We start from the raw sequence: 16,992 nt of genomic DNA on the forward strand, positions 1-16,992 counted from the left end.
CTGTCGATTTAAGAAAGCGCCAAACGACTATTCACCGTGTTACCGCTTTTCATACTTTAGAGATACAGGAGCCACTCAATGCAGTTTTTTATCATTATGCCGGCCAGCCCCGCGACCGAGGCAGGCGTTATGCCCGGCACAGAACTTCTTCAGGCGATGGGCGAGTTTAATCAGCAACTGGCAGCGGCCGGAGTACTGGTGTCAGGCAACGGCTTACACCCCACCTCGCGCTCGGCGCGAGTAAATTTTACTGACTCAGGCGCCGCGATCGAGCCGGGGCCATTTACGTTTACCCCCAACACCATCGCCGGATACTGGGTGTGGGAGCTGCCCTCACTACAAGCGGCCTGCGACTGGGCAGCTAAAATCCCCAGCCCCAGCGGGCAGCATTACAGCGTAGAAATACGTCCGATTTTGGGTCCCGACGATTTTGGCGAGGCACTCACCCCCGATCTTCGTCAGCAAGAAGAGAGCTTGCGTCAACGCTTAACATTAAGGAGCTAACCATGCCCAGCCAAATTTTTGTCAACTTGCCCGTCAATAACCTCAACAAATCTATCGAATTTTTTACGGCGCTGGGGTTTGAGTTTAACCCTGAGTTTACCGACGAAAATGCCACCTGCATGATCGTTACCGACACCAGCTACGTTATGTTGCTGGTAAAATCGTTTTTTCAAGGCTTTACCGATAAGCCCATAACTGACGCAAAAACCAGTACCGAAGTATTAACAGCACTGGCCTGCGACAGCCGCGATGAAGTTGATAGCCTACTTGATATAGTCTGCGCACAGGGTGGGCGTGAGCACCGCGAAGCGAAAGATTATGGGTTTATGTACCAGCGCAGCTTTGAGGATTTGGACGGCCACATTTGGGAGCTGTTTCATATGAGCGGAAAACCAACCACAGCGTAAATAACGAGGCCACTTTTAGGAGACAGCCCATGAACGTTAATCCCTATATTTTTTACAACGGCAATTGCGCCGAGGCTTTTACCTTTTACAGTGAGTGCTTAGGCCTGCCCATTGATTACATGGGAACCTACAAAGAAGCGCCCGGTGGCAACCCGGTAGACGCCAGCTGCGACGACAAAATCATGCACGTAAGTTTAACCATCGGTGGTGCAATATTGATGGGCTCAGATGTTCCAGCGGACGACTATCAAGCACCACAAGGTATCTCCGTCGCGCTGCAAACCGAAAGTGCATCACAAGCCGAAGCGATGTTTAACGCCCTTAGCGCTGACGGTGAAATCATTATGCCGCTCGAAAAAACCTTCTGGGCGGAGCGCTTTGGTACCTTTAAAGACAAGTTCGGCATTAAATGGATGATCAACTGCGACCCGCAATAGCGCGCTTCGGCAACTTAGCTCGTTAAGCTCACGCCTGTTCGTCCGGCTTTGGCCACCGCGCCTAAAGCCTCGGGCACCATCGGCTCGGTGGGGTACTGCTCTAACACCGCATAAGCCGCCTGCTGGATGTTCGCAATCAGCTCGGGCGGCTCCAGCACCTTCGCCTTGGGCGCAAAGCTCATCACCCGGCAGCGCGCCATATCTAAATCGGCGGTTAAGTACTCGGCGACCAGGCTGCCGTCGGCAAGGGTTTCGGTGTTGTCCCAGCAACAGGCGTAGTCGCGGGCCAGGTCCGCATACTGCGGCGCAAACAACAAGCGCACTTTCGTCATCGGCCGGTCGTCTGCGTCTTGATTCAGATACAGGTTGGGATCAAAGTCATCCGGCTTGGTAAAATGTTCATCCAAAGGCTGTAATGACAGCATCCGGTCCACCCGAAACGAGCGCATTGCTCCGCGCAGGTGACAATAGGCGACGCAGTATTGCTGCCCCCAACTGTAAATCAGGGCGTAAGGGGCTATGCGCCGCGCTTCGGCCTGCTCGCGGCCACGTCCCTGATAAACAATTTCCACTTGCTGGCAGCGCCGGCTGGCTTGGTACAAAGCCTCCAGCAACGGCTCATCGACACTGGGGTTTGCCCTTGGTAAACCCCGGGTTAAAAGGCTGTCCTGGGCCCAGCGCACCTCGCGTAATTGCTCCTCTGGCAGCACATTGGCAATTTTACTCATGGCGCTCTGGGCTGAGGTGCGAAACAAGTTGCCCCACAGTACCGACATCACCGAAGTGCCCAATGAGACGGCTACCGCCTCCTCGGGCGAAAGCACCAGCGGTGGCATACGATACCCCCGTACCAGCGAGTAGCCACCCTGGGCCCCTCGCTCGGCATACACAGGCACGCCCATTTCTTCGAGCATCGTTATGTAACGCTGTACGGTACGCACCGAGACATCCAACGCCTCGGCCAGACGAGAGGCGGGCGAGTTAGGCTCACGCTGCAGCAGCATAATTAAATTCAACAGACGGGTGGCGGTATTGGCCATTGTACCTCCGGGCGGCTCGGCTCATTGTCGATTTGAGAGGCTAACGGTGCTATACGTCAGAAACTGTCGTATATAGCCATTAGCATGCAGCTTTTAACCCACTATGTCGATTAGCCTCTAACGTAAACGACAAGGTGTACCACACTATTACGGTCTTAGGGCGCCCCACCCTGACGTTACAGGGCCGGCGCGACCATCGCAGGGAGGATTCACAATGTTTGTCTCACACCACCAAAGCCAACCCGCCATCAGTAGTCACTACCACAGCAAGCCCGTCACGGCTTATCTGCGCAAACTCAGTGACACGCTACAACACCCTGATGGCAGCGACCCGCAACAGGTGCAAACCGCGGTAAACGTCTGCGCCTGGCAATTGCGACAATTTGCCGCGCGCCAATGGGATGCCTATTATCCGTTTTTATCCGATTACGACCCGGTGCTTGCCAACCGATTGGAGGATCGTACCCTCAAGTTTGCCGCCGCACTGGAGCGCCTGGAGTGCACCGCACACAGCGCCACCCTCAAGCAGTCGCGCAGCTGCATCCCGGCGCCAACCGTCAAACAACTATGGCGGGTATTTAACCGTGATTATCGCGCCTTTTTGGCCGAACAAGCGGCCACGCTACTGCCCGTACTGGGGCGCCACGGGATTTCCCCGGTGGCAGGCACCCCAAACCAATTGGGCTCTATACTATTACTATAGAGCTCCACACGGCTGATACTGCTACTACAAGGAGCTAACGTGCCAGATATTCTCACCCTAGAGGGCGTCGAAAAAACGTACGACACGGGGTTTACCGCGCTTACCGATATTAACTTATCCATCCGTCAGGGCGAGATCTTTGCCCTGCTCGGCCCCAATGGCGCGGGCAAAACCACCCTAATCGGTATTGTCTGCGGCATCGTAAAAGCCACAGGCGGACGCATTATTGCCGACTCACTCGATATTCATAAAGATTTTCGTCAAGCGCGCAAACAAATTGGCCTAGTGCCGCAAGAGCTGTCGGTGAATATTTTTGAGTCGGTATGGGACACCGTACGTTTTAGCCGCGGCTTATTTGGCTGCCCCGCAGACGATGCCTACCTCGAGCAGTTACTTAAAACCTTATCGCTGTGGGATAAAAAAGATTCGCGCATTATGGCGCTCTCGGGCGGCATGAAACGCCGGGTACTGATTGCCAAAGCGCTGGCGCACCAACCGAACATCTTATTTTTAGACGAGCCCACCGCCGGGGTGGATGTAGAGCTCCGGCGCGATATGTGGGCCATGATCCGGCGCCTGCGCGAAGAGGGCGTAACCATTATTCTGACCACCCACTACATCGAAGAGGCCGAAGATATGGCCGACCGAATTGGGGTAATCAACAAAGGTAAGTTAATGTTGGTTGAAGAAAAACACGCCCTGATGCGCGAACTCGGCCGCAAAAGTTTAACCGTATTTCTCAGCGAACCGCTTACCACCTTACCGCCAAACTTAATCCGTGATGACCTGCAGCTGGCTGAAGACGGCAACAGCTTAATCTACAGCTACAGCACCGCCGAGGCGAGCTCTGGGGTCTCCGAGTTACTCGCGCAATTGCAGAACGCCGGTATCGACTACCAAGATCTACAAACCCGTCAGAGCTCGCTGGAAGAAATTTTTGTCTCACTGGTGGAGGAAAAACCATGAACCACTATGGTGTGAAAGCTATTTATTTTTACGAGCTGGCCCGCGCATGGCGCACCTTAATGCAATCGATCGCTTCACCTGTGTTGTCGACGTCTCTGTACTTTATTGTGTTTGGCTCGGCCATCGGCTCGCGCATTGTCGAGATCGACGGCATCAGCTACGGCGCGTTTATTGTGCCGGGGCTGTTAATGCTCAGCATTTTAACCGAGAGCACCTCAAACGCATCATTTGGGATTTACATGCCCAAATTTACCGGCACCATTTACGAGGTGTTATCGGCGCCGGTATCGGGGGTGGAAATCGTTCTGGGGTACGTGGGTGCCGCGGCGACTAAATCGGTTATTTTGGGGCTGATTATCCTAATCACGGCAAGAGTCTTTGTCGACTATTCGATCATGCACCCCATATGGATGCTAATGTTTTTGGTGCTGACCGCAATAACCTTTAGCTTGCTAGGGTTTTTAATCGGGCTTTGGGCCAACAGCTTTGAGCAGCTGCAAATTATCCCGATGATGGTAATCACGCCGCTGACGTTTTTAGGTGGCACCTTTTACTCGATCAATATGCTGCCCGAGCTTTGGCAAAAAATCACGCTGCTAAACCCGGTGGTGTATTTGGTCAGTGGCTTTCGCTGGAGCTTTTACGGCAGCGCCGATGTGCACGTAGGCATAAGCTTGGGCATGATTGCGCTATTTATGGCCATTTGCCTCGGGCTTATTACCTGGATTTTTAAAACCGGCTACAAACTCAAACCTTAATAACGTTAACCCCTGCATACGTATTCATTTGTTATGTATACGTATGCAGTTTTCACCCCTCCAAACCCTGTCGTAATCTCTCGCTGATAACAACACTTGGCCTGCCACTATTTATAAGGCAGCGCCCGCCAATAATCATAATATCTGCAAGAGGTTACCATGCGCCGTCTGACCCTAACGTGTTTGTTAAGTACCGCCGTACTCGCCGCCTGTGGCGGCAGCAATGACACCGACACCCCGCCGGTTACACCCAGTTCATCATCCAGCTCCTCGTCTGAGTCCAGCAGTAGCGAATCCAGCTCCAGCAGCGTGCCCAGTATTGATCTTCCCGTTACGCTGGAGAGCGATCAAGCCATTATTTTTTACCAGCGCGATGACGCCGACTACCAGGGCTGGGGGCTGCACCTATGGAACAACGAAACCTGCGGCGCACTCGATGACGCCGCGATCGGCGCTATTACCTGGGATGCGCCCTTCGCCGCTACCGGTTTCGATGACAGCTACGGCGCTTACTATCTATTGGAATTAAACGCACCCGCCACCGAGAGCGGCTGCGTTAACTTTATTGTGCATAAAGGCGACGAGAAAGCGCTGGGTGATGCCGACGCCCTTTTCGATTTAAGCCGTGGCGCCGTTGCCCTCACCCAACACGGTGCGGCGAATATTGACTACCCGCTCGACCCCAGCAATGAAAACCCGCTGCCGTTTAACCTAACCGACACTCAGGCGGCTATTTTTTATAAGCGCAGCGATGCCAACTACGAGGGGTGGGGCTTACATTTGTGGAACGGTGGTGATTGCACCGCCCTGGCCGACAACAGTATTAACGGTGTCACCTGGGACTCACCCAAGCAACCCGACGGTATCGACACTGAGCGCGGGGCATTTTTTATTCTCGATTTAAACCAACCCGGGGGCTGCTTTAACTTTATTGTCCACCGTGGCGACGACAAAGCACTGGGCGATGCCGATGGCGTCATGGACTTAACCCAAGGCAATATCGCCTTTACGCAACACGGATCGAGTGCCATCACTTACGCGGGCGATGCCGGCCCGACGCAGGCCACACTCAGTGGTTATGCCGCACACTGGGTCGATCACAATACATTGCTGTGGGATATCCCTGACAACACCGCCGAGGTACAGCTACTGCGTGATCCAACCGGCGCCATCGCGTTAACAGAGGGCACATTAACCGGCGGTGCGTCCGTCACCCTCACCCGCAGTACGATCAGCGATGCCAGTGCCGCTAAGTTCCCGCATCTAGCTAGCTGGAGCGCCTGGCAAATACCTACCAGCGACCTGGATATTGATCTAACACTCGCCGGCGAGCTGGTAGCGGCCGCCTTTGATGCCGAAGGCCAACTGGTAAAAGCGACCAGCGTGCAAATTGCCGGGGCACTGGATGCCTATTACGCTACCGACGCAGAGTTAGGTGCGCGTATTACGGCCGGTAAAACGCAATTCGCCGTCTGGGCACCTACCGCTCAATCGGTTAGCGTGCAAACCTTTGCCACAACCGACACCAACAACCCGTCCGCCGAGCTGGCGTTAACCCGCAATGCCCAAGGCGTGTGGAGCGGCGAAGTGAACCGCGACATGCACGGGGAGTATTACCGGTATCAGGCGAGCGTCTATCACTATTTAACCGATCAGGTCGAAGCCATCACCACCACCGATCCATACGCGCTTAGCCTTGCGCAAAACGGCGAGCTATCGCAAGTGGTGGACCTGAACCGCGCCGACACCCAACCGTCCAACTGGGCGAGCCATCAGGCACCCACTCTCTCAGCCCCCGAAGACAGCATTATTTACGAGCTGCACATTCGCGATTTCTCGGCGCTCGACGCCAGCACTGGTGTAAATCATCGTGGTAAATATTTGGCGTTTACCGATAGCCAAAGCACACCGGTAAAGCATTTAGCCGAGCTGCAACAGGCCGGCTTAAATACCATTCATCTGCTACCAACTTTTGACATTGCCACCGTTAATGAAGACCCTGCCGCACGGGTTGATATTACCGACACCGTGGCCGACTTATGTGCCCTTAAACCAGACGCCAGCGTTTGCGGCAATGCCGATAACAGTAAAACCCTGGAGGCGGTGCTGGCAGAGTTTGACCCTGCCACCCCGGACGCGCAGGCGCTGGTCGGCGAGCTGCGTGATATCGACTCGTTTAACTGGGGTTACGATCCGTTCCACTACACCGCCCCCGAGGGCAGCTACGCCACCAGCCTCGACGACTTTGCGCCTATCCGCGAGTTTCGCGCGATGGTGCAGGCGCTGCACGATATGGACCTGCGGGTCGTCATGGATGTGGTCTACAACCACACCAACTCGTCGGGCTTGTGGGATAAATCAGTACTGGATAAATTGGTACCCGGCTACTACCACCGTCGCAACGAATTATCCGGCGCGGTCGAAACCTCTAGCTGCTGCGACAACACCGCAAGCGAACACGACATGATGGAAAAGCTCATGATCGACTCGCTGGTGGTATGGGCCCGCGATTACAAAATCGACGGCTTCCGGTTTGATTTGATGGGCCACCATATGCGCCGCAACATTCTCGCTGCGCGCGATGCAGTAAAAACCGTTGACCCAGACACCTACTTTTATGGCGAGGGCTGGAACTTTGGTGAGGTGATGAGCAATCGTCGGGGCGTCAACGCCATTCAGGTCAATATGGCCGGTACCGGCGTAGGCACCTTCAACGACCGCATTCGCGACGCGGTGCGAGGTGGTGGCCCCTTTGACAGTGGCGATGGCATACGCCGCAACCAAGGCTATGGCACAGGCTTATTCCATTACCCCAACAACCTCAACTCGGGCAGTGCCAGCGAGCAAGAGTCGCTTACCGACTTGGCCGACCGCCTGCGCGTCAACTTAGCGGGCAGCTTAACCGGCTATCCACTGACGGATCGCCACGGCAACTTAACCACCGGCGGCGAATTACCCTACTTTGACCTCAAAGCCGGTTACACCGAAGACCCGCAAGAGAGCATTAATTATATCTCTAAACACGACAACCAAACTCTGTGGGATAACCTGCAATACAAAGCGCCGCAGAGTATGACCGCAGCCGAGCGCACACGGATGCAAAACTTCTCACTCAGCGTGCCCATGTTGGCCCAGGGTATTCCGTTTATCCACATGGGCGTCGAGCTGCTGCGTTCTAAATCGATGCAGCGAGACAGTTACGATTCGGGCGACTGGTTTAACCGAGTGGACTTTACCGGCCATACGAATAACTGGAATGTGGGTTTGCCCCGCGAGGACAAAGACGGCAGCAACTGGCCTTTAATTGAGTCCATCATTAGCGACCCCAGTGCGGCACCGGCGCCGGCAGACATCAGCCAAGCACGCGCGCTGTTTAAAGAATGGCTTGCCATTCGCACAAGCTCACCGCTGTTTCGCCTGCGCACCGCCGCTGACGTCGAACAGGTGATTAGTTTTCACAATACCGGGCCCGAGCAAACAGCCGGTGTTATTGTGATGAGCCTCGATGACGCTATCGGGCTCGATGACTCGCATCGGGCTCTGGTGGTAGTGTTTAATCCACAGGCCCGGAGCGTAACCATCGAGAACCCACTGGCGGGCGATTTTATGCTGCACCCGGTGCAACAACAGTCGGTCGATACGACCACCCAGCAGACAATGGCCGATGGTACAAACCTTGTGGTGCCCGCCCTGACAACGTCTGTGTTTGTACAGCTAGATTAACCCCGCCAACCTGGGTGGGCCCGCGAGGGTTCACCCAGCTCCCCCTTCCTTCGTCGTCCCGTAGAGCACTAACCCACCGGTTTTACGCTATAGTGGTGTTATTGGTAGATATTCCCCAAACTCCATAGCGCACAGGCTTTATGCTCGATACTAATACAGGCCAGCACACTCCCGCACGGCGGTTTTCCATATCCCGCTCTTATTATCTGCTCATCTCTCTCGTGGTGGGGTTATCGGCCTTTACCAGCGGTTACTACATCGACCGCCTGAACTATCATCACCATTTACACCAGATGCGGGTGGTAACGCTAGATGAACTGGCGCTACTGCGCACGCGCCTGGAGGCCAACATTAACGCCAGCCTGCAAACCGTGCAGGGGCTGGTGGCGGCGATTCAGGTCAACCCTGACATGGATCAGCAAACCTTCGGTCATTACGCCCAACACTTATTTGGTGAAAATAATTTGCTGCGCAATATAGGCGCTGCCCCCGATTTTGTACTGTCGCTTATTTACCCTTATGAGCCCAACGCCCCAGCGCTGGGGCTCAATTACCTAACTCACCCCACCCAACAGACGGCTGTAAAGCGCGCCATAGTATCGGGCGAGATGACCATTGACGGCCCGCTGGATCTGCTTCAGGGAGGCCAGGGTTTGATTGGGCGCATTCCTGTGTATGGCGATGACGGCGAGCTTTGGGGGCTGGTTTCTGCGGTACTCGACCTGCAAGCCTACTACCAAGCCAGTGGTATCACCAGGCAGTCGACATTAGCCTTAAGTATCGCAAGTGAAGGCGCCAACTCGCCTTTTTGGGGCGATGCGTCTGTAGCTATGCAGAACCCCGTAACTGCAAGTGTCGAGTTTCCTGGGGGCCAGTGGCAGCTATCAGCCATTCCAGCCAATGGCTGGCCTGCGCGAGCTCCGAACGCACTGGCGTTACGGCTGGCGATCGCTTTGGTCGCCGGCTTGATTCTCGCGCCTTTGTTGTGGGTTATCTATCTGCTTGAGTCGCGCCGCGGCGCCGAGCAGCGGCTGCAAACGCTGTTTAACGCATCGCCTTTAGCTATCTCTCTGCACGATTTCGCCAGTGGCCGGTTTATCGAGGCTAACCCCGCATTACTGCAATACTGCGGACTTACCCTGGAGCAAGTGCGCCAATTGACCGTCGATCAATTAATAACCAGCCAGCATGCCGACACTTTGACGCACTTACACGAAGAGTTGCAGCGCACCGGGCGCTGCGGGCCAGTGCAACTCGAATACGTAGGGCGCGACGCCAAGGTGCTTCCCGTACAACTTAGTTGCGGCCTGGTGCGCGACAGTAAAGGTCGGGGGCTGGTCTGGACTATCGCCGAGGACACCAGCGTCACCCAAGAGCAGGACCGACGCTTACATGAACAACGGCAGCGGCTGGAACTCGTGATAGCCAGTACCGGTGTCGGTATTTGGGATTGGGATATTCCCAGTGGAGAAACCCACTTTAATGATCGTTGGGCCGAGATTATTGGTTATCGGCTGGACGAGTTGGAACCAACGGATATCAACACCTGGCTTGAGCACGCGCACCCAGAAGATCTCCCTAAGTCCGAAGCGGGTTTAAACGCTCATTGGGAGGGGCTCGCCGATAAATATGTATGCGAGTGCCGCATGCGTCACAAAGACGGCCACTGGGTATGGGTAGTCGATACCGGCGAAGTAGTCGAGTGGAACCCCGATGGCAGCCCCAAGCGCATGGTGGGCACCCATTTGGATATTACCGAACACAAAAATGCACTGCGCGAAGTTCAACGTTCACAGCGCGAACTCAATCAGTTCTTTGACAGCACCAACGCCATTTTGTGTGTCGCGAACACCGAAGGCTACTTTGAACGGGTCAATCAATATTTCTGCCAGCTGCTGGGTTATTCTGAACACTCGTTGCTCAGCAGACCTATTATTGAGCTGGTTCACCCTGACGACCTCGCCCCCACAGAGGCTGCGTTCGCTCAGCTCGCAAAAGGCTTACCCGTTACTGCTTTCGAAAACCGCTACCGACACCAACAGGGCCACTATCTCACCCTTATGTGGAACAGCAGCGCGGACGCAGATACCGGTAAATTTTATGCATCTGCAGTCGATATCAGCGAGCAAAGAGTTGCCAACGATCAGCTAAAACGCCAGAGCCAAATGCTTAACGCCATGGGTGAACTCGGTCAGATTGGCGCCTGGGAGTTCAACCTGCAAACGCAAACGATTTATTGGTCAGAAATGACCAAGAAAATTCACGAGGTGCCACAGGATTATGTCCCCAACCTCGACAGCGGCATTCAATTTTACAAAGCCGGAGAGCACCGTGAAAGAATCCAAACACTCGTACAAGACGCCATACTCAGCGGCAGTACCTTTTATGACGAACTGATCATCATCACCGCCGACAATCGCGAGCGCTGGATAGCGACCTCCGGTAAGGCAGTGATGCACAATGGCGAGTGTATCCGCTTATACGGCTCATTCCAGAATATTCACCAGCGCAAACTAGCAGAGTTTGACCTGCGTGAGGCAAAGCGACAAGCCGAAGCCGCCGCTCAGTCAAAAAGTGAATTTTTGGCAATGATGAGCCACGAGATACGCACCCCTATGAACGGCGTGTTGGGCATGCTTAACCTGCTGCAAAGGCGCAACCTCAACACAAACGAGCAGCACAAAATTAATATCGCCAAAACCAGCGCCGAGTCACTGCTTGGAATCATTAACGATATTCTCGACTTTTCCAAGGTTGACGCTGGAAAAATGCCTCTGGAGCTAGTCGATTTTGAGCTGCATCAACACTTAGAAACACTGTGCCATATTCAGGCAATGAACGCGCAGAACAAAAGCCTCGACTTAAACCTCGATACAAATGGATTAACCATCAGCAGCGTCAAGGGCGACCCAGGCAGACTGCAACAAATTCTTAACAACCTCATTAGCAATGCCATCAAATTTACAGAGCAGGGCTCTGTGAGCATAGTTTGTCAAAGTGAAGAGACGCACCAAGGCGTGGCTTTTACCGCGCAAGTCATCGACACCGGCATTGGTATACCCGCCCAAAAAATGCGCGATTTGTTTCAACCGTTTTCCCAAGTGGACGCATCCACTACCCGTCGCTTTGGGGGCTCTGGGCTCGGCTTGGTAATTTGCCGAAAACTTTGTCAATTGATGGGAGGCGACGTTGAATGCCGCAGCAGCGAAAACAACGGAAGCTCATTTAATTTTTCAGTGCAGCTAGAGAAATCCGAGCAATCACTGTATCGCGCACCCGATTTACACACCGCTGAGGTTAACATCATTTTGCTTAGCGCCAACGCTACACTGCTGGACATCTACCAGCGTAAACTTGAGCGCTGGGGGGTGCACGTTTTTTTGGTCAACACCGGCTCCGAGGTAGGATCCGATTATTTTTCGCAGGTACCAAGATCTAACCATTATCACCTGGCGCTGCTGGACTACGAATCAATCGAAACGAGACCTGACTTGTTGACTCAGCTTAAGAGCGCACGGGATATCGAACGCTCAGCCGCAATGATCGGCATTAGCGAAAAGGCAACATTAAACGAGTTTGATCACTTCGTTTACAAGCCTCCCACAACGCCAGAACTCTTTCGGCTGCTATCTCTGTGCTGCGAGCACGACGGCTTTATTAATCAAGATATCGCACTACCGTCGGCAACCCATGACGACCAGACGACACTTCGGTTTCGGCACGATATCCGTTTATTACTGGTAGAGGACAACTCCATTAATCGCGAAGTAGCCCAACTGCTACTGGGCGAACTTAACCTAAAAGCAGACTACGCCGTAAGTGGTGCAGACGCACTCGTACAACTGAAAGCCACCCAAGACTGGCCCTATCAAATCATCTTAATGGACTGCCAGATGCCGGATATGGACGGCTATGAAGCCACACGCCGTATCCGTCAAGGTGAGGCCGGCGAGGTTTACCGTGACGTGCCCATCATCGCCCTTACCGCCAATGCGATGGAAGGCGATCGGGATAGATGCCTCGCGGCCGGCATGAACGACTACACCACTAAACCCATTAGCCTGAGTAGCCTAGCCGATGCAGTAGCGCGCTGGCTCCCTGAGCCAACCGGTATATCTGCCAACAACAATCAGCAGCCTGCCCCGGCAGACAAAACAGAAAACGAATCCGATAGCGATCCACTTATATCTTCCGCCTGGGACCCGGAAGCATTGCTGCAAAGCTTATTTGGCAGGCAGGAGATTATGCACAACGTGCTAAACAGTTATTTGGAGCAATTACCCGAGCGATTGGCCAATATCGATAGCGCGGTAGAAAATCAATTCCGTGATGATCTAAAATTTCATGCCCACTCGCTAAAAGGCAATAGCGCTCAACTTATGGTAACGACTCTAGCCGAACAGGCTTTCGCGCTCGAACAAGCATCGAGTTCGGAAAGCTGGAACCATTTACAGCAACGACTGCAGAGCCTAAAGCAAGAAGCCAAGCGCCAAGTACACATTATAAGCCAGTACCTCGCATCAAGTGCGGAGTAGACTTAGCCACACGAAGCTCTATCTATGGTGGATCACAACGAACGACGTATTTTAAACACTTGGCAACGCAATGCTGATAGTTGGACACGCGCCGTGCGCGACGGCACTATCGCCAGCCGGCAACAGGTGACTGACCAAGCTGTTGTCGATGCCGTACCGCTCTGCCAAGTCACATCGGTGATCGATATTGGCTGTGGTGAAGGCTGGCTAGCGCGGCGCCTTAGCGAAAGCGGTATCGTCGTTACTGGGATAGACGCCACACACGCACTGGTTGATGCCGCCACTAAAAACGGGGGCGGACACTTTCAATGCCTAAACTACAACGAGCTGCACAGCTTAGCAGCCATTTGTGGCGCGCCGTTTGAACTTGCGGTGTGTAATTTTTCGCTGCTGGGCGAATCCTCTACCGAGACCGTACTCGCGCAATTAGCCGCGCTGTTACAGCCAGCGGGTCGATTAATTATCCAAACTCTTCACCCGGCCGAGTGCAACAGCGAACTGCCCTACCAAGATGGCTGGCGTCAAAGTAGTTGGGATGGTTTCGACAGCACGTTTACCGACCCGGCACCCTGGTATTTTCGCACGCTATCGAGTTGGCTTACGCTGTTACGCCACCACGGTTTTTCTATGCAGAAGATATCGGAGCCTCTCTTACCCAGCTCTAAGCGCCCCGCCTCGATTATCTTTATCGCCACGTTAACCCCATAACTGCAGCACGCAGAAACCCACCCCCATAAAAAACGGCGACCCGAGGGCCGCCGCTTTTTATACACAAAGTGATGGTGTATTACGACTGCTCAATCGCTTTTGGCTTTTTGCCGCTAATACGATGGGCGATTTTAAACACCACCACAAAAAACAAAGGCACAAAGAAAATCGCGAGGAAGGTGGCAAACACAATGCCGCCCAACACCGCCGTACCGATAGCATTTTGTGCACCCGAGCCTGCGCCCGAGGCAATAAACAATGGTGTAACACCCAGGCCAAATGCCAGCGAGGTCATAATAATGGGCCGCAAGCGCATACGTACCGCCTCGACAGTGGCGGCCACAAGCTCCATACCATCTTCATACAGTGACTTGGCAAACTCCACGATCAGAATGGCGTTTTTCGCCGACAGACCAACGGTGGTTAACAGCCCCACCTGGAAGTAAACGTCATTGGATAGACCACGGGTCATAGCAAAAATCACTGCCCCCAGCACACCCAATGGAATCACCATTAGCACCGAAATAGGCACCGACCAACTTTCGTACAAAGCCGCAAGACACAAAAACACCACCAAAATCGACAATGCGTAAAGCATAGGCGCCTGATCTCCGGACTCACGCTCCTGCAGTGACATACCTGTCCACTCAAAACCAATACCCGGCGGCAGTTTTGCGACGAGTGACTCCATCAGGTTCATGGCGTCGCCCGAGCTAACCCCTGGCGCGCCCTGCCCCTGAATGTTCAGCGACGACACACCGTTATAACGCTCAAGCCTTGGCGAGCCATACACCCAGCGACCGGTCGAGAAAGCTGAGAAAGGCACCATCTCGCCGCTGGCGTTGCGCACATACCAGTTGCCCACATCTTCGGGCATCATGCGAAACTCAGCATCACCTTGCACGTACACCCGCTTGATACGGCTCTGATCGATAAAGTCATTAACGTACGAGGCCGCCCACGCCGTCGAGAACACACTGTTGATTTCATCAATGGAAACCCCAAGCGCCGAGGCCTTCTCCATATCAATATCAAGTTTAAATTGCGGTGTATCTTCCTGACCATTCGGGCGCACACCAACCAGCGCTGACTCCTGAGAGGCCATACCTAACAACTGATTGCGCGCCTCCATTAATGCGTCATGACCGACGCCACCCAAGTCTTTAAGCTGTAAGTTAAAGCCTGTCGAGGTACCCAGCTGAGTAATAGCCGGCGGCACAAAAGCAAATACCATGGCCTCTTTGATGGTCATAAAGTATCCCATAGCCGCGCCGGCTACCGAGTGCACATCCTGACCTTCTTCGGTGCGCTCCGACCAGTCCTTCATCCGCACAAAGGCAATACCATTGTTCTGACCACGACCACTAAAGCTAAAACCAATCACCGAAAATACCGATGCGACCGTGTCATCCTGGCTGAGGTAATAGTTCTCGACGTCGTTCATAACCGCAATCGAACGCTCTTTGGTCGAGCCCACCGGCAAGGTCATTTGGGTAAACATCAACCCTTGGTCTTCATCCGGTAAGAAGGAGCCGGGCAAGCGACCAAACAACAGCGCTAGCACTAACGCGATCGCGATATAGATCGCCATAAAGCGGCCAGTGCGCGCCAAAATATAACCGACGCTGCTCTGGTAGCCTTTAGCCGAGCGGTCAAAGCTGCGGTTAAACCAACCAAAGAAACCACGTTTTTGGTGGTGATCCGGATCGGCAGGTTTAAGCAATGTAGCGCACAGTGCCGGCGTCAACGTTAGTGCCACAACCACCGAAAGCACCATGGCCGATACTACGGTAATGGAGAACTGACGATAAATCACACCGGTTGAGCCACCAAAGAATGCCATGGGGACAAACACCGCCGACAACACCAGAGCAATACCCACCAAGGCGCCGGTAATCTGGCCCATGGATTTGCGGGTCGCTTCGCGCGGTGGCAACTTATCCTCGTGCATCACCCGCTCGACGTTTTCCACCACCACGATGGCATCGTCCACCAACAGGCCGATGGCCAGCACCATACCAAACATGGTCAGGGTATTAATGCTAAAGCCAAACGCCTCTAAGATGGCGAAGGTACCCAACAACACGACCGGTATCGCAATGGTCGGAATCAAGGTGGCACGGAAGTTCTGTAAGAACAGGTACATCACCAGGAATACCAACACCACCGCTTCGATCAGGGTGTGAACCACCCCTTCAATGGATATTTTTACGAACGGCGTTGTATCGTAGGGGTAAACCACTTCAACATTGGGCGGAAAATATGGTTTTAACTCGGCAATACGCTCGCGCACACTTGCCGCTGTGTCCAGCGCATTGGCACCCGAGGCCAGGGTAACCGCCAAACCGGTAGCCGCCTGGCCGTTGTACTCGGTTTCAAACTGGTAATTTTCACCACCGAGTTCAACCCGGGCAACATCCGCCAAACGCACCTGCGAGCCGTCTTCATTCACACGCAGTAAAATACGACGAAACTCTTCCGGGGTTTCCAGGCGAGTTTGCACCACAATACTGGCGTTAACATCCTGCCCCGGCACCGCAGGCGCCCCCCCTAATTCACCCGCCGCAATTTGCACGTTTTGCGCGCGAATAGCCGATACCACATCGCCAGTGGTCATTTTGTAGGTGGCCAGCTTGTCAGCGTTAAGCCAAACACGCATGGCGTACTGAGACCCAAAAATCTGAATGCTGCCGACACCGTTTACCCGGCTCAGTGGCTCACTCACATTAGCCGCAACAAAGTCAGCGATGTCGTATTTATCCAGGCTGTTATCGGTGGAGACAAACCCCAGTACCATCAAAAAGCCAGCGGACGACTTGGTAACACGAATACCCTGTTGCTGCACCTCTTGTGGCAACAGTGGCATAGCGCCCTGGAGCTTATTTTGCACCTGCACCTGTGCAATATCCGGATCGGTGCCGGCATCAAAGGTAACGGTTACTTGCCCGGTGCCCGAGGAGTCACTGGTGGACGCCAGATACTGTACATTATCGATACCGGTGAGGTTTTGCTCGATGATTTGCACCACAGAGTCCTCGACCACTTTGGCCGACGCACCTGGGTAAGAGGTGCGAATCTCTACCGATGGCGGTGCGACTTCCGGGTACTGCGATATCGGCAGAGTTTCGATGGCCAGCACACCGGCCAACATAATAATGATCGAGATCACCCACGCAAAAACGGGGCGATCGATAAAAAATCGTGCCATGGT

Annotated in this window: 11 protein-coding genes; 9 read left to right on the plus strand and 2 right to left on the minus strand. The window is 53.9% G+C overall.

The genetic code is table 11. The features are described from left to right. The first annotated feature begins 78 nt into the window (after positions 1-78). The 3 genes from SD69_RS15300 to SD69_RS15310 are packed head-to-tail and all read left to right on the plus strand — an operon-like array spanning position 79 to position 1,348. Positions 79-504, plus strand: a complete 426-nt coding sequence (locus SD69_RS15300) for a YciI family protein (RefSeq protein ID WP_041523896.1) — start codon at positions 79-81, stop codon at positions 502-504. Positions 505-506: 2 nt separating this feature from the next. Continuing rightward, entirely contained in the window at positions 507-911 is a 405-nt protein-coding gene (locus tag SD69_RS15305; RefSeq protein WP_041523897.1) for a VOC family protein, read from the plus strand. 29 nt (positions 912-940) lie between these two features. Continuing rightward, complete coding sequence (locus SD69_RS15310) at positions 941-1,348, plus strand: VOC family protein (protein WP_041523898.1); 408 nt, start codon at positions 941-943, stop codon at positions 1,346-1,348. Between the two features lie 14 nt (positions 1,349-1,362). Here SD69_RS15310 and SD69_RS15315 read toward each other — a convergent pair whose 3' ends face one another. Further along, a complete protein-coding gene (locus SD69_RS15315; protein ID WP_052481223.1) occupies positions 1,363-2,388 on the minus strand; it encodes a helix-turn-helix transcriptional regulator in 1,026 nt (341 codons plus the stop codon). Positions 2,389-2,602: 214 nt separating this feature from the next. Between SD69_RS15315 and SD69_RS15325 the strand changes: the two genes are divergently transcribed. The 6 genes from SD69_RS15325 (at position 2,603) to SD69_RS15350 (ending at position 13,781) form a co-directional block, all read left to right on the plus strand. Beyond that, positions 2,603-3,091: a hypothetical protein gene (locus tag SD69_RS15325; protein ID WP_041523901.1), complete on the plus strand. Its 489-nt coding sequence runs from the start codon at positions 2,603-2,605 to the stop codon at positions 3,089-3,091. A 39-nt stretch (positions 3,092-3,130) separates the two neighbouring features. Further along, complete coding sequence (locus tag SD69_RS15330; RefSeq protein WP_052481226.1) at positions 3,131-4,057, plus strand: ABC transporter ATP-binding protein; 927 nt, start codon at positions 3,131-3,133, stop codon at positions 4,055-4,057. After that, positions 4,054-4,815, plus strand: coding sequence for an ABC transporter permease (locus tag SD69_RS15335; protein WP_041523903.1), 762 nt, complete (start codon positions 4,054-4,056; stop codon positions 4,813-4,815). Before SD69_RS15330 ends, SD69_RS15335 begins: the two co-directional genes overlap by 4 nt. A gap of 159 nt (positions 4,816-4,974) precedes the next feature. After that, positions 4,975-8,538: a pullulanase-type alpha-1,6-glucosidase gene (gene pulA / locus SD69_RS15340; protein WP_232301221.1), complete on the plus strand. Its 3,564-nt coding sequence runs from the start codon at positions 4,975-4,977 to the stop codon at positions 8,536-8,538. A gap of 140 nt (positions 8,539-8,678) precedes the next feature. After that, on the plus strand, positions 8,679-13,073 hold the full coding sequence (locus SD69_RS15345) for a PAS domain-containing protein (RefSeq protein ID WP_041523904.1): 4,395 nt from the start codon (positions 8,679-8,681) through the stop codon (positions 13,071-13,073). Between the two features lie 24 nt (positions 13,074-13,097). Then, positions 13,098-13,781, plus strand: coding sequence for a class I SAM-dependent methyltransferase (locus tag SD69_RS15350; protein ID WP_041523905.1), 684 nt, complete (start codon positions 13,098-13,100; stop codon positions 13,779-13,781). A 79-nt stretch (positions 13,782-13,860) separates the two neighbouring features. On the opposite strand, the gene SD69_RS15355 is transcribed toward SD69_RS15350, so the two are convergent. Further along, on the minus strand, positions 13,861-16,989 hold the full coding sequence (locus tag SD69_RS15355; RefSeq protein ID WP_041523906.1) for an efflux RND transporter permease subunit: 3,129 nt from the start codon (positions 16,987-16,989) through the stop codon (positions 13,861-13,863). Positions 16,990-16,992 lie beyond the last annotated feature (3 nt).

This window comes from Gilvimarinus agarilyticus (assembly GCF_000832015.1).
GTDB classification, from domain to species: domain Bacteria; phylum Pseudomonadota; class Gammaproteobacteria; order Pseudomonadales; family Cellvibrionaceae; genus Gilvimarinus; species Gilvimarinus agarilyticus.

Bases quoted from the DNA above. Each gene is read 5' to 3' on its own strand.
- SD69_RS15300 (WP_041523896.1), top strand. From the start codon at position 79: ATGCAGTTTTTTATCATTATGCCGGCCAGCCCCGCGACCGAGGCAGGC.
- SD69_RS15305 (WP_041523897.1), top strand. From the start codon at position 507: ATGCCCAGCCAAATTTTTGTCAACTTGCCCGTCAATAACCTCAACAAA.
- SD69_RS15310 (WP_041523898.1), top strand. From the start codon at position 941: ATGAACGTTAATCCCTATATTTTTTACAACGGCAATTGCGCCGAGGCT.
- SD69_RS15315 (WP_052481223.1), bottom strand. From the start codon at position 2,388: ATGGCCAATACCGCCACCCGTCTGTTGAATTTAATTATGCTGCTGCAG.
- SD69_RS15325 (WP_041523901.1), top strand. From the start codon at position 2,603: ATGTTTGTCTCACACCACCAAAGCCAACCCGCCATCAGTAGTCACTAC.
- SD69_RS15335 (WP_041523903.1), top strand. From the start codon at position 4,054: ATGAACCACTATGGTGTGAAAGCTATTTATTTTTACGAGCTGGCCCGC.
- pulA (WP_232301221.1), top strand. From the start codon at position 4,975: ATGCGCCGTCTGACCCTAACGTGTTTGTTAAGTACCGCCGTACTCGCC.
- SD69_RS15345 (WP_041523904.1), top strand. From the start codon at position 8,679: ATGCTCGATACTAATACAGGCCAGCACACTCCCGCACGGCGGTTTTCC.
- SD69_RS15350 (WP_041523905.1), top strand. From the start codon at position 13,098: ATGGTGGATCACAACGAACGACGTATTTTAAACACTTGGCAACGCAAT.
- SD69_RS15355 (WP_041523906.1), bottom strand. From the start codon at position 16,989: ATGGCACGATTTTTTATCGATCGCCCCGTTTTTGCGTGGGTGATCTCG.